The sequence below is a fragment of the Paenibacillus sp. Soil787 genome (assembly GCF_001429545.1).
Taxonomy (GTDB): domain Bacteria; phylum Bacillota; class Bacilli; order Paenibacillales; family NBRC-103111; genus Paenibacillus_E.
Genome location: NZ_LMSP01000045.1, coordinates 159160 through 183684, shown reverse-complemented (window position 1 = coordinate 183684; position 24525 = coordinate 159160). Strand labels below are relative to the sequence as shown.

General features: G+C 44.9%; 24 protein-coding genes and 1 riboswitch. Of the genes, 1 reads left to right on the top strand and 23 read right to left on the bottom strand.

Going from position 1 to position 24525, the window contains the following annotated elements; all coding sequences use genetic code 11:
- Positions 1-98: 98 nt before the first annotated feature.
- The 9 genes from ASG93_RS29565 to ASG93_RS29525 form a co-directional block, all read right to left on the bottom strand.
- Positions 99-1982, bottom strand: coding sequence for an ATP-binding protein (locus ASG93_RS29565; RefSeq protein ID WP_056838011.1), 1884 nt, complete (start codon positions 1980-1982; stop codon positions 99-101).
- A gap of 1 nt (position 1983) precedes the next feature.
- Positions 1984-2697 carry a response regulator transcription factor gene (locus ASG93_RS29560; protein WP_029192975.1) on the bottom strand — a complete coding sequence of 238 codons (714 nt, stop codon included), beginning with the start codon at positions 2695-2697 and terminating at the stop codon, positions 1984-1986.
- Between the two features lie 37 nt (positions 2698-2734).
- Positions 2735-3991, bottom strand: coding sequence for a cytochrome c biogenesis protein CcsA (ccsA, locus tag ASG93_RS29555; RefSeq protein ID WP_056838009.1), 1257 nt, complete (start codon positions 3989-3991; stop codon positions 2735-2737).
- Positions 3988-5649: a cytochrome c biogenesis protein ResB gene (locus tag ASG93_RS29550; protein WP_056838008.1), complete on the bottom strand. Its 1662-nt coding sequence runs from the start codon at positions 5647-5649 to the stop codon at positions 3988-3990. The genes ccsA and ASG93_RS29550 overlap by 4 nt, the downstream gene beginning before the upstream one ends.
- 34 nt (positions 5650-5683) lie before the next feature.
- Positions 5684-6217, bottom strand: a complete 534-nt coding sequence (locus ASG93_RS29545; RefSeq protein WP_056838006.1) for a redoxin domain-containing protein — start codon at positions 6215-6217, stop codon at positions 5684-5686.
- A gap of 84 nt (positions 6218-6301) precedes the next feature.
- Positions 6302-7048 (bottom strand): pseudouridine synthase, encoded by a 747-nt coding sequence (locus ASG93_RS29540; protein WP_056838004.1) that lies wholly within the window; start codon positions 7046-7048, stop codon positions 6302-6304.
- Between the two features lie 107 nt (positions 7049-7155).
- Positions 7156-7689, bottom strand: a complete 534-nt coding sequence (locus ASG93_RS29535; protein ID WP_056838002.1) for a spore maturation protein — start codon at positions 7687-7689, stop codon at positions 7156-7158.
- A gap of 6 nt (positions 7690-7695) precedes the next feature.
- Positions 7696-8295 carry a nucleoside recognition domain-containing protein gene (locus ASG93_RS29530; protein ID WP_056838000.1) on the bottom strand — a complete coding sequence of 200 codons (600 nt, stop codon included), beginning with the start codon at positions 8293-8295 and terminating at the stop codon, positions 7696-7698.
- 102 nt (positions 8296-8397) lie between these two features.
- The gene (locus ASG93_RS29525; protein WP_056837998.1) at positions 8398-9591 is read right to left on the bottom strand and encodes a D-alanyl-D-alanine carboxypeptidase family protein; all 1194 of its coding nucleotides are present in this window, start codon (positions 9589-9591) and stop codon (positions 8398-8400) included.
- A 308-nt stretch (positions 9592-9899) separates the two neighbouring features.
- Here ASG93_RS29525 and ASG93_RS29520 point away from each other — a divergent pair, with 308 nt between their 5' ends.
- Positions 9900-11195, top strand: coding sequence for an ArsB/NhaD family transporter (locus ASG93_RS29520; protein ID WP_056837996.1), 1296 nt, complete (start codon positions 9900-9902; stop codon positions 11193-11195).
- Positions 11196-11785: 590 nt separating this feature from the next.
- On the opposite strand, the gene ytfJ is transcribed toward ASG93_RS29520, so the two are convergent.
- The 14 genes from ytfJ to ASG93_RS29450 all read right to left on the bottom strand — a co-directional run bounded on the left by ytfJ (position 11786) and on the right by ASG93_RS29450 (position 24464).
- Positions 11786-12283, bottom strand: a complete 498-nt coding sequence (gene ytfJ / locus ASG93_RS29515; RefSeq protein WP_056837994.1) for a GerW family sporulation protein — start codon at positions 12281-12283, stop codon at positions 11786-11788.
- A gap of 112 nt (positions 12284-12395) precedes the next feature.
- Complete coding sequence (locus ASG93_RS29510) at positions 12396-13097, bottom strand: DUF2953 domain-containing protein (protein ID WP_056837991.1); 702 nt, start codon at positions 13095-13097, stop codon at positions 12396-12398.
- 174 nt (positions 13098-13271) lie between these two features.
- Positions 13272-13874 carry an SMC-Scp complex subunit ScpB gene (gene scpB, locus ASG93_RS29505; RefSeq protein WP_056837989.1) on the bottom strand — a complete coding sequence of 201 codons (603 nt, stop codon included), beginning with the start codon at positions 13872-13874 and terminating at the stop codon, positions 13272-13274.
- Positions 13858-14649, bottom strand: coding sequence for a segregation and condensation protein A (locus ASG93_RS29500; RefSeq protein WP_056837987.1), 792 nt, complete (start codon positions 14647-14649; stop codon positions 13858-13860). Before ASG93_RS29500 ends, scpB begins: the two co-directional genes overlap by 17 nt.
- Before the next feature lie 14 nt (positions 14650-14663).
- Complete coding sequence (locus ASG93_RS29495; RefSeq protein ID WP_056837985.1) at positions 14664-15305, bottom strand: site-2 protease family protein; 642 nt, start codon at positions 15303-15305, stop codon at positions 14664-14666.
- Positions 15305-15775 (bottom strand): 6,7-dimethyl-8-ribityllumazine synthase, encoded by a 471-nt coding sequence (gene ribE / locus ASG93_RS29490; protein WP_029192962.1) that lies wholly within the window; start codon positions 15773-15775, stop codon positions 15305-15307. Before ribE (ASG93_RS29490) ends, ASG93_RS29495 begins: the two co-directional genes overlap by 1 nt.
- A gap of 51 nt (positions 15776-15826) precedes the next feature.
- Positions 15827-17053: a bifunctional 3,4-dihydroxy-2-butanone-4-phosphate synthase/GTP cyclohydrolase II gene (locus tag ASG93_RS29485; protein WP_056837983.1), complete on the bottom strand. Its 1227-nt coding sequence runs from the start codon at positions 17051-17053 to the stop codon at positions 15827-15829.
- Between the two features lie 167 nt (positions 17054-17220).
- Positions 17221-17892 carry a riboflavin synthase gene (ribE, locus tag ASG93_RS29480; RefSeq protein ID WP_056837981.1) on the bottom strand — a complete coding sequence of 224 codons (672 nt, stop codon included), beginning with the start codon at positions 17890-17892 and terminating at the stop codon, positions 17221-17223.
- Between the two features lie 16 nt (positions 17893-17908).
- The gene (ribD, locus tag ASG93_RS29475) at positions 17909-18991 is read right to left on the bottom strand and encodes a bifunctional diaminohydroxyphosphoribosylaminopyrimidine deaminase/5-amino-6-(5-phosphoribosylamino)uracil reductase RibD (RefSeq protein WP_056838215.1); all 1083 of its coding nucleotides are present in this window, start codon (positions 18989-18991) and stop codon (positions 17909-17911) included.
- Positions 18992-19253: 262 nt separating this feature from the next.
- Positions 19254-19436: riboswitch (FMN riboswitch) on the bottom strand.
- Between the two features lie 204 nt (positions 19437-19640).
- Positions 19641-20072, bottom strand: coding sequence for a peptidylprolyl isomerase (locus ASG93_RS29470; protein WP_056837979.1), 432 nt, complete (start codon positions 20070-20072; stop codon positions 19641-19643).
- Between the two features lie 181 nt (positions 20073-20253).
- Positions 20254-21585 carry a diaminopimelate decarboxylase gene (gene lysA, locus ASG93_RS29465; protein ID WP_056837977.1) on the bottom strand — a complete coding sequence of 444 codons (1332 nt, stop codon included), beginning with the start codon at positions 21583-21585 and terminating at the stop codon, positions 20254-20256.
- Between the two features lie 160 nt (positions 21586-21745).
- A complete protein-coding gene (locus ASG93_RS29460; protein ID WP_056837975.1) occupies positions 21746-23428 on the bottom strand; it encodes a spore germination protein in 1683 nt (560 codons plus the stop codon).
- Positions 23413-23835, bottom strand: a complete 423-nt coding sequence (locus ASG93_RS29455; protein ID WP_056837973.1) for a stage V sporulation protein AB — start codon at positions 23833-23835, stop codon at positions 23413-23415. Before ASG93_RS29455 ends, ASG93_RS29460 begins: the two co-directional genes overlap by 16 nt.
- Positions 23832-24464, bottom strand: a complete 633-nt coding sequence (locus ASG93_RS29450) for a stage V sporulation protein AA (RefSeq protein WP_056837971.1) — start codon at positions 24462-24464, stop codon at positions 23832-23834. The genes ASG93_RS29455 and ASG93_RS29450 overlap by 4 nt, the downstream gene beginning before the upstream one ends.
- Positions 24465-24525: the final 61 nt, after the last annotated feature.

Here is a 24525-nt window from a genome sequence, read left to right as displayed (position 1 = left end):
AAGATTTTGTCTGAATATTCTACAAATTAAAAGGCGTTTGCTGTGAGTTTTCTCAGCAAACGCCTCTTCTTATGTCGAATTTCGTTATTTATAGCTTATTAAGGCTCACATGGTAAAAGCAAAGTAAAGGTAGTTCCCTGTCCTAATGTACTTTGAACGGTCACACTGCCGTGATGGGCATCTACGATATTTTTCACGATGGCAAGTCCAAGCCCTGTACCACCCGATGAACCGCGCGTTCGGGCTTTATCCGCCTTGTAGAAGCGTTCAAATATGAACGGCAGGTCGTCGGCAGGAATCCCCTGCCCCTCGTCGGAGACCTCAATGCGGATCGCCGGGCGATCCTTGTAGACGGCGGTCTCTGCCTTAATGGCAATATGTGCCCCAGAGGCCGTATGCCGAAAAGCATTATCGAGCAGGTTCGTTAACACCTGCTCAAGCCTGTCCTCATCCCCACGTCCAAGGATGAGGGGCTCCTCAGGCAGCGCAGCGCTTAGCGTGATGCCGCGCTCTTTGGCCAGCACCGCAAATTTGCGGTGCATGCGTCTCACCAGGGAGTCGAATTCGACCTCCCTGAAGACCAGCTCGAGATGGCCGGCTTCCATCCGCGCCAGATCGAGCAGGTCACGGACGAGGCGCCCCATGCGGAGCGACTCGTCGTGAATGACCTGCACCAGCTCCACGCGCTCTTCCGGCGTGGAGGGGATGTCATCCAGCAGGGCTTCGCTGTAGCCCTGCAGCATCGAGATCGGCGTGCGCAGCTCGTGCGACACGTTGGCAACGAAATCCTTGCGCAGCTTATCGAGACGCTCCTCCTCCGTGACATCACGGAGCACGGCCACGGCGCCGCGCACTTGATCGCTCGTGTATAACGGTGTCATCGCGACGGACCACACGCCGTTTTGAACGTGAAGCTTCGTAGCCGCTTCCGACGATTCGTCCACGACTGCTTCAAATAGCGGAATCAGCGGCACAGGGATCGGACTCGAGTATGGATTGCTGTAGCTCATTAATCCCCAATCTCCGAGCGCTGTATCCGGCTTGCGGAAGCGCCTCGTCTCCTCATCATCCTCTGACCACTCAATCGTGCTCCACTCTTGCACAATTTTCTCACCTTGCGGATTGGTCAGCATAACAGATCCATTCGCATCGAGTGTGATGACCGCATCGGTCATGCTTCGCAGAATACTTGATAAATGCTCTTTTTCCTGACTAAGGGCTCGGATGCTTTCCTGCATCTTCTCCCCCATATGATTAAATGTTTTGGCAAGCTCGCCAATTTCATCCTTGGATTGGATAGGAACACGGGTGCCATATTCCCCCATTGTGATGAAATCAGCTGCTTTCTTCAACTGCTGAAGCGGTCTTGTAATTCGAGAGAACAAGAAGAAAGCGAAGAAAGTCGTCATAAGAAAGCCGACAATGGATACATAGATAAACAATCTCAACATATAGGACTGAGTCGCTTCTAACGATTGTAGAGATTGATACAGCAGCGTTGCACCAACGATGGTGCCCTGAAGATTTCTTAAAGGTACGGCAACAACGAGGTACTCAGCCCCTGCCTTAAATCGCCCTGTACCGGATTTATTGAATTGGTCCGATTTCGTCTGACCTGCGAATACTTCACGAAGCTCCGCTTCCTTATAAAAATCAGTTACGTGGAAATTTGCTAACTCGCTCCCTTGAATAGAAGGAATAACCCTTTCCTTCATATCGGTGAAGATCACCAGCATTCTAGCATCTTGGAAGCTTAACAGTTCATTACTCAATTGATAAAACTGATCATCATACATGTGCTGCGAAGCTTCTTCCGAGAATTTAACCGCCACATTCTTCAAGTTTTTCGTCTGATCATTCGCTTGAGCGAAATAATTTTCCATGTAATTGACAAGAAAAAAACCTAGTATGAGCAGTACAACCCCAACTAGGCCAATAATCGTTAACCAGAGCTTACCTACGACACTTCTGAAAATAAACACGTTATTTGGGCACCTCTAGCTTATAGCCTACTCCCCATACGGTCGTGATCATTGCTGCAGCATCTGGGGAAACTTTGTTTAATTTTTCACGGAGTCTTTTTACATGAGTATCTACGGTACGCAGGTCTCCAAAAAATTCATAATTCCAAACATCCTTAAGCAGTTCCTCACGAGAGAACACTTTATCCGGAGATACGGCCAAATAGTGCAGCAGCTCATATTCTTTCGGAGTCAAAGCTACTTCCTGTCCTCCTGCGGTTACGCGATGCGCATCATGTTCGATAATGAGGTTAGGAAATACAATATTGTTACTCGAACTCGCATCCTTGGACAAGTATGCTGTCGCCGAAGAACGACGCAGAATCGCTTTAACTCGGTAGATGACTTCGCGCGGTGAAAAAGGTTTGACGACATAGTCATCTGCACCGACTTCAAATCCACTCACTCGGTTCGTCTCTTCGCCTTTGGCTGTCAGCATAATGACAGGCGTGGACTTCACTTGACGAAGCCTTGCGCAAACTTCAATCCCATCAATACCTGGCAGCATCACATCGAGCAGCACTAAGTCATAGTCCGTTTCTGTGGCCATCCGCAGCGCGGTCTCACCGTCTTCTGCTTCTTCAATGATATAGCCCTCTTTTTCCAAATACATTCTGAGTAATCGACGTATACGTTCCTCATCATCAACAACGAGTATGCTAGCTTTCATTTCCATGGAGCTTCACATCCTTATCTAATTAAGTTCGAATGATTTATACACCTGCATAGGAGTGAAGACCTGCAATGACAAGGTTCACACCCACTAATGTAAACATAACAACAATAAATCCAATAACTGTCAACCAAGCTGATTTCTTACCTTGCCAGCCCTTGGAAAGACGTAGATGTAAGAATACCGCATAGAACAACCAAGTAATTAAGGCCCAAACTTCTTTGGGATCCCAACCCCAGAAACGGCCCCATGCTTCTTGAGCCCAAATCATCGCAAAAATCAATGCGCCTAATGTGAAAATCGGATAGCCGATCGCAATGGCACGATAGCTGATTTCATCCAGATCCTCCGGGTCCATTCCTTTGACGATGGGTCCAATCGCTGCTCCTATTGGCTTACGTGCAACAACACGTACGAGTCCATAGAGCAGAAGTCCTCCAAGAATCGACCAAATGACCGTATTCAACTTACGCCCTGCACTTGCACCTTCCATCCAAGATGGAGCTGTGAATAAAGGTTCCGACATGCCCAAGAAAGGCTTCATTTCTTCGAGCTTCGTATCATATGGCTTCACAATTGGAGGTAATACATAAGTTTCTTTTTGTATGCTCGTTTCTTGTTGGCCTTGATTAATCGTGATGACTTCTTTGGAGAAAACGGCTTTATAGCCAGAACCATTAAAAGTAAAGATGGAAGCAATGAAGGCGATTAACATCAGAATAAAAAAGATCGTAAGCTCCACGCCTCTTTGCTCACGCTTATCTGCTTTGGATGTTCCTTTGTAATCGACAGCACGAAGCAGATACATCAGTCCGCCGGCAAAGCCGACTCCGAAGAAAGCTTCTCCCGTAGCTGCGGTTGTTACATGGATCTTAAGCCAGTAACTTTGCAACGCCGGAATTAAGGGTTGTACTTCACTCGGGAAAACAGAAGCATAAGCAATGATGATAAAGCCTATGGGTAATGCGAATACACCAAGGACAGGTGTGCGATAAATGAGATACACGATCAAGAAGGCAAACATGATCATCATGCCTAGAAAGGTCATGAATTCGTACATATTCGATGTCGGGATATGATTACCTTCCGCCCATCTGGTAAAAAAGAAAGTCACGTGACACGCAAATCCAACTAATGAAGCTATGAAAGCAACAAATCCCCAACGCTTTGTATGTTGTTCGGGGTCCCGGTTACTCCATTTCCTACCCGTTATCGAGAGGACAAACAATAAAAATGCAACGAGGTAAACGAAAAAAGCTATAAGTAAAAAGGTGCTGCTCAGTGAGTTCACATTCACCCCTGGTCCCCTCCAATATCTAATGATTTCGGTGAAACTACCAAATTGTTCTTCTTAAGTGCTGCTGCCACTTCATTCCGAAGTCCAAACCAGTTCTTATTCGTATGCCCGCCAAGAGTTAGCTTCCCGCTATCAATTCGAATCCAGATGCGGCGATGCTGCCAATAGAAGCCCATAATCACACCAATCATGAATATCGCAGATCCTACCCAGATATAAGGCATAGCCTTGTCTACACGAATGTTCAGATAGGTTGTGTAATTGGCAAATTGAACACCTTCCATGGAACCGACAGCTAGCTTCAGTTTTTGGCTTATGGGGCCGTTAATTGTATCTTGGGAAAACGTTTCTTTATCTATTTGTCTTGGGAAGTATAGGTATGGTACGCCATTTGCTGCCAGATCGGGACCTGTGATGCTAAATATAAATGCAGGTGCTTTGGGCTCATTCGACTTGCTGATGGGCTGTCCCTTTTCAAGACCAAACTCGGGGAAATATCCTTTCAGCGTCAGCTTGTAAGGACCTGCTTGATATTCTTCCTTAGGATTATTCATCGGCAATTCAAAGCTTCCATAAGACTCACCCGTTGCGGGATTGCTAAGTGTGGGCTTCACGGAGATGAGCATTGGTGTAGACTTATAATCGAATTGATAAGCTTGAAGGCCTTTGTAATCAAGTGGATGATTCACGATGATGTTCTCTTTGTGTACTTCGGTAAGTACCGGTTCTTTGGATGAATCGTCACAATTCGCAGAACAATGATACAAAACTGCCTGAGTTTCATAGGTTTTCGGGACAATTTGTCCCTTAGCCTTAATACTTTCTGGCAAATCTTTCTCGTCGTACAGCTCTAACGTGAACTTTTCATTTTTAATGAAATAGGAAGTGTGAGGGATTTGCTTGGTTTCCCCTTCAAGAATACCCATGTACTCATCCATATGCCAGCCTGGAATGCTTCTCATTAACACACCGATCAGGAAAATAATGAGACCAATATGATTGATATAAGGGCCCCAGCGGCTAAAACGGTATTTCTCAGCTAGAAGCGCAGTTCCATCTGTATGTACACGGTAATGTTTTTTACGCAAAAGATTACCAAGCTTATTTGTCCAAGCTTCCTCATCTGTATCCGGCGACAGATCAGCAACAAGCGTCACTTTCTGTCTCGAGAGAAAATTCAAGTGCTTGCGTATTTGCTGTTTAGATAGCGCTCGATATAATGGCAGCACCCGATCCAAACTACAAATGACTAGGGATGTTCCGATCATGAATAGCAGCGTGATGAACCACCATGAACTAAACGTATGGGAGAGTCCCAGAAAGTGATAAATGGTCCCAAGTGTACCATAGTTTTGCGAATAATACTGGGCTGGATCCATATCCAAGAACGTATTTTCTTGAGGGAAAATAGTGCCTACGGCAGATGCGACGACCGTCCAAATAATGATCCATACCGCTATTTTAACCGAGGAAAAGAAATTCCAGACTTTATCTAGTAAAGTAGGGTTCGATTTCTGAGAGCGACGGGCCATACCGTCGTATCGCATTTCCAGTATATCTCTGCCCTCCGTGTCAATCAGCGGATTACCACAAGATTCACAAAGCGTAGTGCCTGTGGGATTCTGATGCCCGCAATCGCATTTGGTGTTGTAGAACATGATGACCTCCTGAAACTTTAAGCATTCGTTCATTTTAAGATTTGTTAACTAACTTCGCGATCGATTCATCAATAAAAGTCTCATTCATCTGGCCGATTTTTTTGATGCTCACTTTGCCGTCTGTCCCAATAAAGAAGGTTGTCGGATAATCCATGACGCCATACTGCTTTCGTACGACTTCTTTGGCATCCAGAAGCACGGGCATATTCAACTTATATTGATCCATGAAGCTTTGAACCGTTACTTTATTCTTGTCTACGTTGACCTCTAAGAAAACCACGCCCTCTTTGCTCCATTTATCATATTGCTTTTGGAGTGCAGGCATTTCTTCTTTGCACGGCGGACAAAAGGTTCCCCAGAAATTAATCAAAACCGGTTTGCCTTTATAATCCGATAATTCATGCGTTTTACCATCTAATCCGACTAATGAGAAATTCGTCGCTTTGTCGCCTTGTTGCGGATACTTCTTGCTGTCAGAAGCCGACAAATTGGTAATAATAGTAAACACGCCAATAATAAGCACGACCGCAAAAATCCCAATCTGTACCCATTTCTTATTTGGACCCACGTATAATCACCTTCGCTTTTTTTGACAATGTTAGTTTTTTCACATAGGTTTATTCTTATATTATAACGAAAAGAAGGCCAATTCTTATTGGCCTTTTTGAACGTTATGTGTCTTGAGAGCCTCGTTCCTAAGCTCCTCAACCTCTTTTGGCGTCAAGTGACGATACTTGGCTCTTGGCAAGCCAGTTAAAAAGATTGGACCGAATTTAATTCGCTTTAATTTGATCACAGGAAAGGAGATGGCCTCGAACATACGTCTGACTTGTCGATTCCTGCCCTCGTAGATCGTAATTTGAATGATGGACTCATTCTTCTCCATATTCACATCCGCATATTCAACCTCAGCCGGAGCTGTCATGCCATCCTCTAACTGTATACCCGTTTTTAGCTTGTCTAATAACGTTCCGTGCGGTACCCCTTTTACAGTGGCTTGATAGGTTTTCGGAACATGATGTTTGGGATGCGTGAGTAAATGGGCAAATTCACCATCATTTGTCAGAAGGAGCAACCCTTCCGTATCATAATCCAATCGTCCGACCGGATAAACGCGTTCTCTAATCCCAGGTAAGAAGTCCGTTACTACTTTACGTCCCTCTGGGTCCGTAGCACTTGTAATAACGCCCTTGGGCTTATTCAAAATGACGTAGATCTTCTTTTGTTGACCAATAGCACGTCCATCAACTCTAACTTCATCTTCTTCTGTGTTTACTTTCACGCCAAGCGTGGTGACGACTTCACCGTTCACTTGAACACGTCCAGCTAGGATAATTTCCTCACATTTCCGACGGGATGCGATCCCCGCTTCGGCTAATACTTTTTGCAGTCTTTCCATGATCCGCTTTCACCTCAAGCTAATGATAACGGAGTTCCATGTAAATCTCAAGAGCGAAGAGATATTGAGCTTGTTAGATGTTCGCAAGAAGCATTAGAACAATCCTTCTAAGTGAATACCAAAAAGCAAATGATGATGGAAGCTACAAAGCCGACCAAATCAGAAATAAGTCCTACTTTTAGCGCATAACCTGCCTTCCGAATGCCGATAGCGCCGAAATATACCGTAATCACATATAAAGTCGTATCTGTACTCCCTTGAACCGTCGAAGCAATCCGCCCAATCATGGAATCTGGGCCAAACTGCTCGATAAGATCCGTTGTAAAAGCTAGTGAACCCGCTCCAGTAATCGGACGCAGAATCGCCAATGGCAGCACTTCGGTTGGAACCCCGATGCTTTCAAAGAATGGACGCATCCAGCCGATTAATAAATCCATCGCACCGGAGGCACGGAAGACTGATATGGCTACCATCATGCCGACTAAATGGGGAATGATTTTGATAGCTGTATCAAAGCCCTCTTTGGCTCCGTCAACAAACGATTCATAAACCGGAACCTTTCGATAGGCCGCGTATAAAGGAATGAAGACGATCATGATTGGGATTGCCCATGAAGAAATGAGCGAAACGAAGGCATACATTCGTAATCATCCTTTCAAAGGAGGGATGGGGGAGCGTGACCTTCGATACCATCGATCCACAAAGATAGCTGCGGCCGTCGAAATGATAGTAGCAATGAGCGTGGTGCCGACGATTTCCGCAGGATTTAAAGAATTGTAATTCATCCGAATAGCTATTAGCGTCGTCGGAATAAGTGTAATGCTTGACGTGTTAAGTGCTAAAAGCGTACACATAGCGGTGCTAGCTGTGTCTTTATCGGGATTCAACTTTTGCAGCTCCTGCATCGCCTTAATTCCCATAGGTGTAGCCGCGTTCCCGAGACCAAGAATATTGGCACTCATGTTGGACATAATGTAGCCAATGGCCGGGTGATTCTTAGGAACACTAGGGAATAAGAAACGAACCGCCGGCTGCAATAATCTCGCAAGTTTGCTAAGAAGACCAGCATCCTCGGCTATTCGCATCATTCCCATCCAAAAGACCAGAACACTAATTAATCCAAAGCAGACCGTTACACCACTCTTAGCACCATCGAAAGCTGCCTGTGTGACAGTCTCAATATTCCCATTCATTGCCGCCACGCCGAATCCAACGACAATGAAAAACAGCCAAATCCAATTCACCATACCGAATGGCCTCCTAAGAGTTTTGCTTTAGCAAAACTGGCATCGTAAGCATAACTTAGAGTTTTGCTTCAGCAAAACTAGCATCGTAAGATTACGTTTTGTTTAATCCGCCCATTGTGATTCCGAGACTGTGAACAGGCTCTGTACTAACAATCTGCAAATATATCCATAGTGCGAAAGCCATGTTTCTTGATACGCAGTACCTTCTTTAAAAGAGAAAGTAGACTGACTGGTCGTTTGCAGTAACGGACTTGTTGAATCATAGATGGGTACTGTTTGAATGGACTTCTGGTTGAGTGAAAATTGCAGCGTCCCTCGTTCTGCTAACCGGTATTCCATAGAAGCAGGATCGACTAATGCAACTTTCCGAGTCAGTTGGGCTGCTTCACCTTCAGCTAATGGATAGGAGAACGTCCTCCCCACGACCCATGGAGTGCCCTCCACGGCATCGCCCTTTTTGACAATCGTTTGTAACGGATAATATTTAAAGCCATATTGAAGTAACCGAGCATGATCACCCCAATCATCCGGATCATTGAGCGTAACAACGGCGAGATGCTGGCCGTCTCTAGTTGCTGATGAGACCAAACAGCGCTTGGCAAGCTTCGTATAGCCCGTTTTCACACCGTCAGCTCCTTCAAAGAGAGACAGCATCTTATTTTTATTAAGCCACGAATAATCCCAAGCTTCATTCGGATTCGGTACTTTCTTGATTTTCGTGGAAACAATGTCTTGAAATACCGTATTTTTTAGCGCATAAGCTGTCAGCTTAGCCATATCGTTCGGACTGGAGCGATGACCATCTCCTTCATCGAGGCCCGATGGATTCGTGAAATGCGTATGTTCCATACCGAGCATCTTCGCCTTTTCATTCATCAAATAGACGAAGCCTTCCACACTTCCTCCTATATGCTCAGCAATAGCGGTGGCTGCATCATTTCCAGAGCGCATCATCAGACCAAACAGCATATCGTGAAGCCGCATTTCTTCGCCAAGTTTGAGATAAATGGAAGAACCTTCTTTGCCGAACGCATTTTTACTAACTTTGACTTTATCCGTCAATTTACCTTGTTCAATCGCAATGATTGCGGTCATGATTTTGGTCAAACTGGCTATTCGCATAGGCGTGTCCCCTTTTTCACTATAGAGGATACGGCCTGACTCCACATCAATAAGGGAAGCACCCACAGCATTCGTATGGATGCCAGGCGGCGCTGCCTCCACTTGTCCAAATGGCACCCCTAGTATACTAATGATCGCGCTCCATAATAGGATAAATCTGACTCTTTTCTTCATCGGTTTCCCCCTACGCAAAAGAACTTGTACCTATTAACTAGCCAAAACTTTGTACAAGTATATGCTTATGGAATGGGGATATGTCCAAGTCTTCGTATTTACAAAACAGAAATCAGTCCGTATAATGAGAAATAATTGAAAATGGAGATCACCGGAGGAGCCTGCCACTGCAGGCTTCTTTTTGCGTTTTTTTGGGTTCTCCTCGAATATGGACACAATAATTTTTAATTACAAAGTCAGTCAAGCTAAAGCTTACAAGCGGAGAGACTTTGAGCATAGCTCAAAGATCCCTATATTAGGAGGAAAACATGCTAACTTGGGTTGCCTTACTTATTTTTGTCGTGACTTATACGCTCATTATTTCTGAGAAAGTCAATCGCGCGGTCATCGCCTTACTCGGTGCTGTGATCATGGTATTTGCCGGTATTTTAGATGTGCACAAAGTGTTTCAACAGTATATTGAATGGGAGACCATCACGCTTCTAATTGGCATGATGATTCTCGTAGGAATAACGAATCAAACGGGTGTATTTCAGTACGTTGCCATCCGCGCCGCGAAAGCCGTTAAAGGAGATCCCCTGCGGATTTTACTCGTATTGTCCGTTTTAACTGCTATTGGCTCAGCCCTTTTGGATAACGTGACTACCGTCTTATTGGTCGTTCCTGTCACCATTGCGATTACTCGGATACTGGAAATTAATCCAGTCCCTTTCTTGATGTCTGAAATCATTGCGTCCAATATAGGAGGTACTGCAACACTGATTGGTGATCCTCCCAACATCATGATTGGATCTGCTAATCCGCATTTAACTTTTAATGCCTTCCTGGTTAATCTAGCGCCTATTACGATCCTTATTTTCGGTGTTGCCCTTTTCATGTTGTATATGATGTATAGAAAACAGCTGCGGCCTAATCCTGCTCTGCAATCTAAACTCTTAGAGCTGAATGAGCGCGATTATATCAAGGATAAGCTGCTCATGAAAAAATCTTTATTTATTTTATCCCTGACTATTATCGGATTTATGCTTCATGCTATTATTCATGTTGATGCTGCCGTTATCGCGATAACCGGTGCTATTTTGCTCATGCTTTTCGGTCTTAAGGAACACGATGTCGAAAAAGCTTTTGATTCCATTGAATGGGTAACGATTTTCTTCTTTGCTGGCCTTTTTAGTTTAGTCGGAGGATTACAAGAGGTTGGATTGATAAAAACGCTAGCGATGAAAGCTCTAGATGTGACAGAAGGAAACATCACCACCGCTTCATTATTGATTCTATGGGGTTCAGGTCTTGCATCAGCAACCATCGATAATATTCCATTCGTTGCTACGATGATTCCCTTAATTAAAGACATGGCTGAGGGGCTTGGACTTGCCGTTGATTCAGAGCCGATCAATATCCTTTGGTGGTCGCTTGCTTTAGGGGCTTGTTTAGGAGGAAATGGCACAATTATCGGCGCTTCCGCCAATGTTATCGTTGCCGGACTCGCGGCCAAAGAGGGCAAAGGCTTCAGTTATTTGGAATTTCTGAAAGTGGGGGCTCCAATAACCCTTGTGTCTTTGGCATTGGCCCATGTATATATATACCTACGTTTTCTACTTTAGGGGAAAAAGCAGGTGTAAAGAAAATGGACGCAAAAGTCGGTTTCCTAGCCTCTCTCTGACAACAACACAGTGGCTAATACATGTAAATGAGTCGCTGTCGTTAACAAATGTTGTATTTTCTGCAACAATCCACACTCTCAAAGGCTATTTTGCAACTTGAAGTTGCAGTTTGTACAACATTTCGAGCCCTTTTATTGCCAATTGGCCTGTGTAGGATCAAATTGTTGTATATGATGTACATGATGCAACAATGAAGGGAGAAAGGTACTCCATAAAGTAGGGGGGACCCACAGCACAGACTTGGGGAAGGGAGTCGCTCTCAAACATTAAATTTGGAGTTGCCACTTAAGAAAAACCGTCAGGGCAGATGCGGTATAAACACGACTTCAAAGTCGGCCCACCGTAAAGCGCCTTTCCACCCTCACACCCATCCCTCTAGCACCTCCTCGACTTGCTTGAACAAGTAGCTACGAGGCGACTTGGCTCTTACCTCGATTGAACTTCCATCATTAAGTTGAACCTAACTTGGCTAGGCGAGCTGCAACAAAAAAAGCTGTCCCCAAAGGACAGCTCAAACAAAGACCAATCAGCTACACTATGAAATTTTGATTCTCGATATTGGTTACATTCGTTCCGTTCGCACCTATAGTGCTGGCAGGTGTCTTTGCTCCAAAGCCTTTGATCATGCTTTGGATTTTGTCCACCACTTGCGGAGCGGAATCAATAAGGCGCTCAAGAATATGTGTTTGATTGTCCAGTGGAACAACCTTCACGCCATTCTTACCTACGACGAGGAAAGCAATTGGTGTAATGGAAACCCCGCCGCCGCTGCCGCCGCCGAAGGGAAGAGCAACCTTCGCATTCAGCGCATCGCTTCTACCTGCTAAGCCGCCTTCGATTTCAATTTCAGAATCTGTCACGAATTCGCTGCCGCCCGCAGCAAAACCGAAACCTACTTTGGATATCGGCATAATAACACTACCGTCCGGCGTTTCAACAGGATCACCGACAATCGTGTTAACGTCGACCATTTCTTTAATATTTTCCATGGCGACTTTCATGAGGCCTTGAATCGGGTGTTCGGACATGATCGTATTCCTCCTTAGAATTTTTAGCCAGATAAACCTGGAAGCACAAACGTCAAAAAGCAATAATGGTTCATTTATAGAATGCCCTTAGTGGATTATCGTTATGTACACTTCAAGAAGCCGTTTTAACTCGTGCCCTTGTCTTCATAACGATTTGAATCCATGTACGAATACCACCTTTTACTTTGGCCGCTCTGCTAATCAAACGAATTGCTGCAACTACAATAAACCATACGCGAATACGTCCTGCAAAACGAAAATCGGTTGAAAAATGCTTCTCATTATATTGCGGTATAACATCGATGTGCGGTTGTGCCTTTAGGTTCACATAGCGAATGGAAAAGCCAAGCAGCGAAGATTTGATTCCCCATATTGCTCCTGATGTAATCGCTGTTTCAGGAGCATCACCTACACCTATGTGAGTTATCCATTTCAAATCGGTACACTCTACTTTCGCTAATGTCTGCTTCATCCAATCGTTAAAGTTTAATGTATGTACAAGTGCTACCTTTGCTTCTTTGTATATGTTAATTATTTTATCTTTCGTGATATGATCCTTGGTTTCATCTTTAAGTTCGGAACTGGATTTGGTGACGGTTTCCGATTTTATCATAATCCCCTTCGTTAAGCTTTTGAATTGTATGATTGGAATGACGTAACGATAGCGTATAAGCCCAAATAACGCCCGCATTTCCACGGATAACGTATCGTTGTCCTTCACTCGAGTGAAGTTGAACTCTCCACGAATGAAACTGAATAAGAAAACCACGATCGCAAAAATGATAAAAAGAATGACAATTCCCAGCCACAACAACTAGAATCCCTCCTAATATAGGGATCTTTGAGCTACGCTCAAAGTCTCTCCGCTTTGGGATCTTTGAGCTACGCTCAAAGTCTCTCCGCTTAACAAAAAACTCCGCCTGCAAGAAAAAATCTTCTCGTAGGTGGAGTTAGTATGACCCTAAAAAGGAAATGAAATGCATGTGTATTATTCAGTTTCATCACTTACATCATCAAGAGTAATTTGCTTCTGATCCCCGCCTATTCGGTCGAATAATAGACGCGTCTCTTCTTCCAAGTCGAAATTCCCTTGGAAGCTTGCCGAATCCGGCAGTTCCGTAATCGAACTAAGACCGAAATATTCTAGAAATTGCTTAGAGGTTCCGTACAAAATCGGTCTACCTACCGCATCAGCGCGTCCGACTTCCGTTATTAAATCTTTGCCGGTTAAGGTTGCCAAGGCCCGGTCGCATTTCACGCCGCGAATCTCCTCAATTTCAACTCTTGTAATTGGCTGTTTATAAGCGACGATGGATAAAGTCTCTAACGCGGCTTGCGATAGGGATGATCGCGATGGTGAATAAGCAAGACGTTCAAAATAAGGCGCATGCTCAGCTAAGGTCGTTAACTGATACGCCCCAGCTACCTCCACAATCTGAATGCCGCGACCCTTTCGTTTGAACTCCGTTCTCATATCTTTGAGCAGATCACGAACCAAATAAAGATCAAGCTCCATGACTTCAGCTAATTGCTTGGCATCCAATCCTTCGTCGCCAGAGGCAAAGAGCAGTCCTTCAATAATTGATTTCATCTGTTGGAAATTGAGTGTCAATGTCAGAAACCTCCTCTTTCGCTTGGATGACGATGTCTTCAAATAGCTTGTATTGATAACAAATAACTTTTTTCATTTTCATTAATTCGAGAATCGCTAAGAAAGTCACAACAATTTCTTCACGTGTCATTTCGTAATCAAATAGCTTTGAGAAAAGCAGCTTACCGCCTTTGAACTTAAGTAAGTCAATAACTTCGCGGATACGATCTTTAACGGAAATTTCATCTCTGCGTATTCTCGTAACCACATTGCGGTTAGCCAGCTTCCTTAACGTTCTCTGAAAGGCAAACAATAGATCTGCGACATCAAGCCCCTCAACAGGGTTCTCCTGAATGTCAGGCAGGTATGATGTCAAATCCTCTGGTTCTCGCGTGTACACGAGACTGCGTTCTACTTCTTTATCCCTAAGCATATCGGCAATTGATTTGTACTTACGATATTCAATTAGCTTCGCAACAAGTTCTGCGCGAGGATCTAGAGAGTCGTCCATATCATCAAAATATTCATCAAATTCAATAACGGGCGGCTTAGGTAATAGCATTTTGCTCTTGATAGAGAGAAGTGTTGCTGCCATCACAAGAAATTCGCTCGTAATATCCAGCTCCAATTCATGCATAGCTTGAACATAACCCAAGTACTGATCTGTTATTTCTTTGATCGGAATATTATAAATGTCGAGTTCATTTTTATCGATAAGATGAAGTAATAGATCAAGGGGGCCTTCAAATGCTTCTAACTTATAGGTTACTTTCATTTCGTTCCCCCTTGTCATAGTGAAAATAGATTCATAACAAACTGCGCGGCAAACGGATAAATATGTCCGAGTGCCCATTGACCAACTGGTGTAACTAGTAAAACAATAACTAAAATAAGTGCATAGCGTTGATTACGTGCAAACCATCCTTGCTTGCGGGAAGCAACAAGTCCTTTCAAAATAAACCATCCGTCGAGCGGATAAAGGGGCAGCATATGTATTAGGCAAATCATTAAATTGACGATGACACAGTACTGCAAATAGACTCGCCACTGTTCAACGGCAATGGATTCTGTCCCTCCTCCTGCCAAAGCCGGAAGAAAGAAATAGAGCCACCAGAAGAACAAAACGAGCAGTAAATTCGTAAAAGGTCCCGCTAAATAGACAAGTGTGTGGGAAAGCCTCGGTCTCTTCTTAAATCGTGATTCATCTACCGGTAATCTCTTTGACCAGCCATATGGACCGAAGACGATCATAGCTAGCCCCAAGGCATCTAGATGTGCCAAGGGGTTTAGCGATAACCGTTTGCTTTCTCGAGCTGTACGATCTCCGAGCAGCCAAGCTACCCCCGCATGAGCCGCATCGTGCAGCGTCATTGCGATTAGAAAAGCGAACAACCTGGGCAGCAGTGTTTCCAAATGATAATAAGAAAGCATTACGAAGTGAATTGCTTCGTCAAATTCGCCATTTCAATCGCTGTTACAGCAGCTTCCCAGCCTTTATTTCCAGCTTTGGTACCCGCACGTTCCACCGCTTGCTCAATGGAATCTGTCGTCAATACACCGAAAATCGTAGGAACACCTGTTTTCAGGTTAATAGCAGAAACACCCTTCGCAACTTCGCTGCACACATAATCAAAATGCGGAGTTGATCCTCTAATTACCGCACCTAATGTAATAACAGCATCATACTTTCCGCTTTCAGCCATTTTTTGAGCGATTAGCGGAAGTTCGAATGCGCCTGGTACCCAAGCAATATCTACTTCGTCTTCATTTACGCCATGACGTTTCAGAGCGTCCTGTGCGCCACCCAACAATTTAGATGTAATAAATTCATTGAAACGACCTACAACGATACCATATTTCAAGTTTTGCGAAATTAAATGTCCTTCAAAAATGTTAGCCATGGTGAGATTCTCCCTTTCCTATTTGAACAAGTTATTTGGTTTAGATTGGATTTAGATGCCGCTGCCCGAGTCATGAAAACTCAGCATATGACCAAGCTTGTTTTTCTTCGTTTGTAAATAACTGAGGTTATCAGCCTTACTATCCATTTGAATCGGAACCCGCTCAACAACTTCAAGGCCGTAGCCTTCAAGTCCTTTAATTTTGCGTGGATTATTCGTTAATAGACGAAGTTGCGTGATGCCAAGATCTTTCAAAATTTGCGCCCCAATCCCATAATCCCGAAGATCTGGAGCAAAGCCAAGCTTAATATTCGCTTCTACGGTGTCTAATCCCTGCTCTTGTAAGGCATAAGCCTTCAATTTATTGATTAAACCGATTCCGCGGCCTTCCTGTCGCATATATAATAATACACCATTGCCCTCTTCATCAATCTGTTTTAATGCGGCATCCAGTTGTGGACCGCAGTCACAGCGATGAGAATGGAAGACATCTCCAGTCAAGCACTCGGAATGCACGCGTACCAACGTTGGTTTGGAAGGGTCAATTGTTCCTTTGACAAGGGCCACATGCTCTTTGTTATCCAGTAGGTTCGTATAGGCAATAGCCTTGAAAGTGCCAAAATCGGTTGGAAGCTTAATTTCAACTTCACGCTCAACCAATTTCTCCTGCTGATTCCGGTAATGAATTAAGTCCTGAATCGTAATAATACGCAAATCGTGTTTATCGGCAATCTCCATCAGATCCGGTACACGTGCCATCGTCCCGTCTTCTTTGATGACTTCACAGATGACGCCTGCTGGGTAAGAGCCACACAAGATAGCTAGATCAATCGTCGCTTCGGTATGTCCAGCTCTGCGGAGGACACCGCCCTTCTTGGCAATCAGAGGGAAAATATGACCAGGTCTGCGGAAATCCTGTGGTTTTGTTTCGGGATCAATCAAGCCCATGATCGTTCTTGAACGCTCATGCGCAGATATCCCTGTGCTTGTATCCATATGGTCAACAGAAACGGTAAACGCTGTTCCGTGATAATCCGTATTCCGAGCAACCATGGGAGGCAGATCAAGTTCTTGTGCACGCTCTTCCGTTATAGGTGCACAAACGAGTCCGCGTCCTTCCCTGATCATGAAATTAATGACCTCTGGTGTAGTTTTATCAGCAAGAGCGATAAAGTCGCCTTCGTTCTCACGGTCTTCATCGTCTACAACAATAATGACTTTACCTAGTTTGAGATCGTCTAGCGCTTCTTCTATGGTGTTGAAGTTTATTTGTGTCATATTCACCTCTCCTTAGAGCTTTGCTTTAGCAAAGCTTTCTTCGTAAGCGTAAACTGAGCTTTGCTTTAGCAAAGCTTTCTTCGTAAGCGTAAACTGAGCTTTGCTTTAGCAAAGCTTTCTTCGTAAGCGTAAACTGACTTTGCTTTAGCAAAGCTTTCTTCGTACTACTACATAAAGCCGTTATCGGCAAGAAAGCTCGCAGTCAGCGTACTTTGCTTTTTCCCGGTTCCATTCGAAGATTCGGATGGACCGAACTTAAGTAGACGCTCCATATATTTACCTAGCACGTCACATTCCATGTTGACCGTATCTCCGGCCTTTTTATCATGTAGAACCGTTTGAGCGAGAGTATGCGGGATGATGGAAACCGCCACTTCACGATCGTTGACATCAACAACAGTAAGGCTTATTCCGTCAATTGTGATGGAACCCCCGGAAATAATGTATCGGAAAATGTGCTTATTCTCCGGTTCGAACCGGTAAACGACAGCATTTTCTTCGGATATTCGTGAAAGAATCGTTGCGGTTGCATCCACATGCCCTTGAACAATGTGCCCACCGAACCGACCATTCACTGCCATAGCCCGCTCCAAATTCACGCGTGTGCCTGTTTGTAGTTTGCGAAGATTCGTCTTGCGGTACGTCTCTGGCATAACATCCGCGGAAAATGAGTCGCTATCAAAGGAGATGACCGTCAAACAGACGCCATTGACAGAAATACTGTCACCCAGATGGATATCTTCCAGCACTTTCTTGGCAGCGATAGTCAACACCATTGCTTGCCCTTGACTATGAATGCGGCGCATGTGGCCGATTTCTTCGATAATTCCGGTAAACATGCAAGTCCTCCATTCGTTAGCTCTTATAATTCGGATAGCCGGTTATGCAAATATCCGGTCCGAACTGCTCGACCTTGAGTCGGTCGAGCGTAATCGCATCATCCATCTTCGCGAAGCCATCGAAGTTGATGTTAACAGGTGCTGCAGAGCCGCCGCCGATGATTTTCGGCGCAAACATCAGCACCAGCTTATCGATCAGGCGCCGCTCCAGCATGGCGCCGTTGAGCTTCCCTCCACCCTCTAGGAGGATGGAGCCGATCTCGCGCTCGCCGAGCTGCCGCATGGCGAGCGTCAGATCCACCTGCGGGCCGTCCCCGCAGGTGAGGACCGTGATGCCGCGCGCTTCCAGCGCGGCACGCCGCGCATGGGGCGCCTGTGCACTCGCGAGCAGGATCGTCGGCTGACGATCCTGCTCTGTGAGCACCCGGGCGCCCAGCGGGACTCGCAAGCGCGAGTCCGCGACGATCCGTACCGGCTGCACAGCCGGTACGTCGCCGCGCGCGCTCAGCAGCGGGTCGTCAGCAATGACCGTGCTGACGCCGACCATGATCCCCTGGTGCCGATGACGCAGGGTATGAACGAAGGCACGCGACGCTGGCGACGTGATCCACTTGCTATCGCCGGTTTGCGAGGCGATGCGACCGTCGAGCGTGCTCGCAGTCTTCATCGTCACATAAGGCATGCGGGTGACGATGTATTTGTTGAAGGCCTCGTTCATAGCCGCGGCCTCCTCTGCAAGCAGCCCAACTGTCACGTCAAGACCATGCTCTCGCAGCTTAGCGATGCCTGTCCCAGCAACCTGCGGGTTAGGATCAGTTCCAGCTACGACAACCCGTGTCACTCCCGCCTCAATGAGGCGGTCGCTGCAAGGTGGTGTCTTGCCAAAGTGACTGCACGGCTCTAATGTCACATAAGCGGTGCTGCCCTTAGCTTCCTCGCCTGCCATTTGCAAGGCGAGAACCTCGGCATGGCCTTGTCCGCGCTTCAGGTGTGCTCCCATGCCAACGATGCGTCCATTTTTCACAAGTACACAACCTACTACGGGATTAATCCCCGTCTGACCAAGAGCACTTTCAGCCATTTGCAGAGCAAGTCTCATGTAAGCTTCATCATTCAGTACATGCACGAAGTTCACCGCCTTTCTGGTCCATCCCAAAATTTGAATGCAAAAAGGCCCCTCCGTTTATCGGATAGGGGCCAGAGATTGTCTAGATAACACGAAGAAGCTTCTACCATCCATACTTGCCGCATTTTTGATCAAATCAAACAACACCGACGTATCTGCTTCAAAAAACAGACCTGCCGAATTTTTGTTTACGTGAAAAAATGTACAAGTATGCATAGCGAAATCAAATGTTCGCGTTTTCCTTCTCCCATCCAGACTATACTGTCGGTTCCGGAATTGCACCGGATCAGCCGTAGCGAAGCTGTGTATCAGGTACCGCTAGCTTCAATACGGGTCACGGACTTATCGAAATCATGTAACGGGTACATGTTATCGAATCACCGCCGGTGTGGAATTTCACCACGCCCCGAAGGTTTTGCATACATATAAAAGTAACTTACAACTAAGAACTAGCTAAAAATTACTTTGATAATGAAAAATTTATCACTCACACTTACAAAAAGCAAGTGCTTTTTTCCTTTTTACATTAATTTCTTACTTTTTCAATGAATTCACTCGGAATTAAATCAAAAAAGAAACCTGTTGAAATGAATCAACAGACTTCCTTTTCGAAGATGACGATTTATACTTCTACAACTTCAACTTTCTCCATCAAATCTTTGCCTTTGAAAGCATCAACTAACTCCATGCCTTTGGATACTTTACCGAATACGGTATGTTGTCCATCCAAATGCGGTTGCGGTTGGTAAGCAATATAGAACTGGCTGCCACCTGTATTTCTGCCTGCATGAGCCATAGCCAAGGAGCCGCGCTCATGTTTGTTCGGGTTGATTTCACAGTCGATTTGGTAACCAGGGCCACCTGTTCCTGTTCCTGTAGGACAACCACCTTGTGCTACGAATCCTGGAATTACACGATGAAAAACAAGTCCGTTGTAGAAACCGGAATTTGCTAATTTTTCAAAGTTAGCAACGGTATTCGGTGCATCATTTTCGAAAAGATCGATAACGACTTCGCCGCCACCTGCTAGTTTAATTTTTGCTTGTTTGGCCATTTGTGGTCCACTCCTTTAGGAAATAATATCTTATTCTACTATGAAAACTTCTATTTCACAAACTGCGCTATATTTCTAACTTGGGAAGCTAGAACTGACCTGTCATCTCGACAATGCGAGATGACAGAAATGCAAAGAAGGAAACCCCGTGAAAGCTCAGGTTTCCTTCTTTTTATTACATTTAAACGGTCTCGCTCATTTGTTTCATTCTTGCAGGAATGATGTCGTTACCAACGATGTTATCGAACGATTCACGTTTCACGACGAGATCGCTTTGACCATCTTTCACGAACACAACGCCAGGACGACGGATACGGTTATAATTGCTTGCCATTGCATAATTGTATGCTCCTGTACAAGATACAGCTAAAACGTCCCCTGAACTTACTTTAGGCAGGTTCAGATCCCAGATCAGCATATCGCCGCTCTCACAGCATTTTCCTGCAATAGATACTACCTCAGTTGGTTGCTCTGTAGCGCGGTTAGCCAACATTGCTTCATATACAGCATCATACAAAGCAGGACGTGGATTATCCGTCATGCCGCCATCAACAGCTACGTATTTACGCACCCCTGGGATATCCTTGGTTGTACCTACAGTGTACAACGTAGTTCCAGCGTCACCTACGATACTGCGACCTGGTTCAACCCAAATTTCGGGCATTGGAAAATCATTGCTGCCAAAGTTGTCTTTAATTGCGTCTGTAATAGCTTTGACATAAACGGCAACCGGAAGTGGGCTATCATCGCTCACATAACGAATTCCGAAACCGCCGCCAAGGTTAATAACCTTGAACGTAACGCCTATTTCTTTGCGAACTTGAACAGCAAAGCCAGCCACTTTCTCAGCTGCCATGCGGAAGCCTTCCACTTCAAAAATTTGGGAGCCAATATGGGAATGAACGCCCAATAGTTCCAAATAGCTTAATTGTGAAGCCTCTTGAACAGCGCGGAAAGCCGATCCATTGCCCATGTCGAAACCGAATTTGGAATCCTCCTGGCCTGTAGAAATATATTCATGCGTATGTGCCTCAACGCCTGGCGTAATACGCAGTAATATCTTCACCTTTTGGCGCTTCTCTTCGGCTATTGCATTCAACATTTGAAGTTCGACAAAATTATCTACAACGAAACAGCCGATTTTGGCATCGATCGCCATTTCCAATTCAGAGATAGTTTTGTTATTGCCATGGAAATGAATTCGGTCCGCTGGAAAACCTGCTTGAAGCGCTGTATAAAGCTCACCATCGGAAACAACGTCAAGTGACATTCCTTCTTCTTCTACAATTCGGCACATGGCCATTACGCAGAATGCTTTGCTGGCATAAGCCACTTGGAATTTCAGACCGGATGTTTTGAAAGCTTCTACAAATTCACGGCAGCGCCCACGAACTAACGCTTCATCAAATACATATAAAGGGGTGCCATATTCAGCAACCAATTTCGTTGCATCGACACCGCCGATTTCGAGGTGCCCTTGGTCGTTTATTTTACTGGTACCATGTAAATACATAGCTTTATTTCCCCTTCTCCCTGAACCATCTTCTTGCTATATTCCGCCAAAGAGGTTAATGTACATTACTATTAAAAGTACCATATGGAATAAGCTTTTGACAATACATGCTTCGACATTAAAGCAAAAAAGGACAGGAGAATTCCCTGCCTATTTTCTGTTATTTAGATTTTGGTTGACGTGTGCCGTCAATTGGCTTTGTAATACTTAGCCGTGTTTTGCCAGCAAGCACTGGACGACGAACCAGGATGGCAAAGAAGCTTTTGGCATTAAATGGAATAAGGGGCCACATATAGGGTGCGTTAAAGTATTTCCTTGTGGCCAACAGAATCAACCATAGCGTTGAACCCACTACAAATCCGGGGACATGGAAGATCGCCACGATGATTAAAAGAGCGAGCCTTACTATTCGGTTAGCTAGACCCAATTCATAGCTCGGTGTCGCGAACATCCCAATGGAGGCGAGTGCCAAATATAGGATAACCTCATTGATAAAGAGACCTGTTTTTACCGCGATATCTCCAACCAAAATGGCTGCAACCAAACCCATTGCGGTAGCGAGAGGTGTAGGTGTATGAACAGCAGCCATTCGCATGAGATCGATCCCTATATCCGCTAACAAGAATTGAACCAATAGCGGCAGTGCTCCTTCTTTTTGCGGACCGAGGAATTCTAGCCCCGCCGGTTTTAAGGAAGGATCCATAACCATCATAAACCAAAGCGGTAGCAGGAAAATCGAAGCCATAATGCCTGCAAAGCGCACCCACCTTAAATAAGTACCGATGAATGGCGTTTGTCGATATTCTTCTGCATGCTGCACATGATGGAAAAATGTGGTGGGCAGAATCATGACACTCGGAGATGTGTCCAAAAAAATACATACATGTCCTTCAAGTAAATGAGCGGAGACAACATCCGGCCGTTCCGAATACCGTACCATCGGGTAAGGATTCCAACCCTTATTTACTATCGCTTCTTCCAGTTGTTTTTCAGCTAGAGGAAGTCCGTCGATTTCAACATTCTTTATTTTATCTTTCACAGCTTGAACCAAGTCCGCATCAGCGATATCATTGATATAAGCCACACAGATATCCGTCTTGGTTCTTTTGCCGATTTGCATGATTTCCAGCTTAAATCTCTCATCGCGAATTCTACGTCTAACAAGGGTCACATTCAATAAAAGGGTTTCGACGAAGCCATCTCGAGAACCTCGGACAACCCGCTCCAAGTCAGGTTCAGCGATCGAGCGAATGGGAAAACTTTTGGCATCGACCGTAATGCCCGCTGTCTCCCCTTCAATGAAAAACGCCGTTCCGCCCATCAATACTTGTCCTACGATTTCAGACATTTTCTTATAGGTCTTCACTTGAATGTGCGGAATTAATTTCTCAATGAATGCTTCCAATGTATGATGTGAGACGGATTCTTCATCCGCATAAGTGAGACGTGTAATGATATCGGTTAACACCGTATCTTTGGCAAATCCATTGCAATAGAAGATGCCTACGCGCTTGGATCCGAACACCATTTCTCTGAGGATGAGATCAAAGCTTCGATCGAGTCCTACTCGTTCTTCCAGCACCCTTCGAATTTCTCGAAGACTTCTAGGGATATCCTCCTGGACTTTGTATGCCTTCTCCTCAGACGTCATGTCCGTTATTGGATTGTAATCAGATAAATTCCCTTCCTCATCTATGGCCAGTTTCTCATTCTGTTCCTGCGATTTGTTCGAATTGTTCGATTCGTTTGGTTCGTTCGAGTCATTCTGACCGCTCCCATTTCCCTTTTTCACAATAAACTTCACTTGAGCGCCTCCTTTAACACACGTTAATAAAATAACCATTCGAACAAGGATCCGAATACTTTACCGAAAATCATTGCCATGAGCAGCAAAATCATGTAAGATCCCATGCCAACACGCTTGGCGAGAATAGGCAGCACGTTAATGATTTCCGTTAATGCGGCCGCTAACATTCCAACAAAACAACCGGCAAATATGCCCACTAGTGCTGTTCCCATCGGAAAAAGGTGTACCTTAGCATCGCTGAAATCAACCCAAGTAAATAGGAGTGAGCCCATCACAACAGCTGCTTCATAAACATGAATTTTCGAAAACGAACGTGTGATCTGAGCAAGTCTTGGAATAATATCCAGCACTACAAGGAACGCGACCATGCCGCTGCCAACAGCGATCCCTCCAGCTAACCCGATAAAAGCCGCCAAGAAGGCTTCCCCCAATTGGGTAATCACGGACGGTCTCCTTCCTCATGAATTTTGATGTATTCTTCTGTTATCACATAATGGTTTATATTTTCCTGGTACATGAACATCTCTACTTCAAGCGGGCTTGGTTCTTCATTGAATTTCTTCTTAAATAGATGGTTGAAAAAAATGACCATGCCAACTCCTATCCCAAGGGAATAAGGGATTTGTAGAATGAGCGGATGTTCCACCTTTTTCCCTGTCATCAATTCATAAATTCGTTGGTGAACTTCCAACATGGACACATCAGCATGAAAATTCATGATGGCCAGTCCCGAACCGATGAACAAGAGCAACCAAACCAATCCGATAAGTATTGGACTTGGCTTTCTAGGATCGGAGATAATCTCGAGAAGCACATGAGGTTCTCCGAAATGCTCAACTTGCAGCTGTGGATAAAGAGCTTTCACTTTACGAACGATCAGCATCATGTCAATGAGAACGCGATTGCCATCTTCATGTTGAGGATGATGAATGATCAACTCGTTTAGAGCTTTTTCATATTCAGGCTCCACGAAAATCTGAGCGATATGATGTAAATACACAATATTCCCTTTGCGAACGCTAGCTTTTCGTCGAAGTCGGATGTATAGACAGGGTTTTCCCTCTCGAACCATGGTTTCACTCCTCTCAGAGCTTTACGGTGAATCCTCCATGTATAAGAGTAGTATGCAAAAT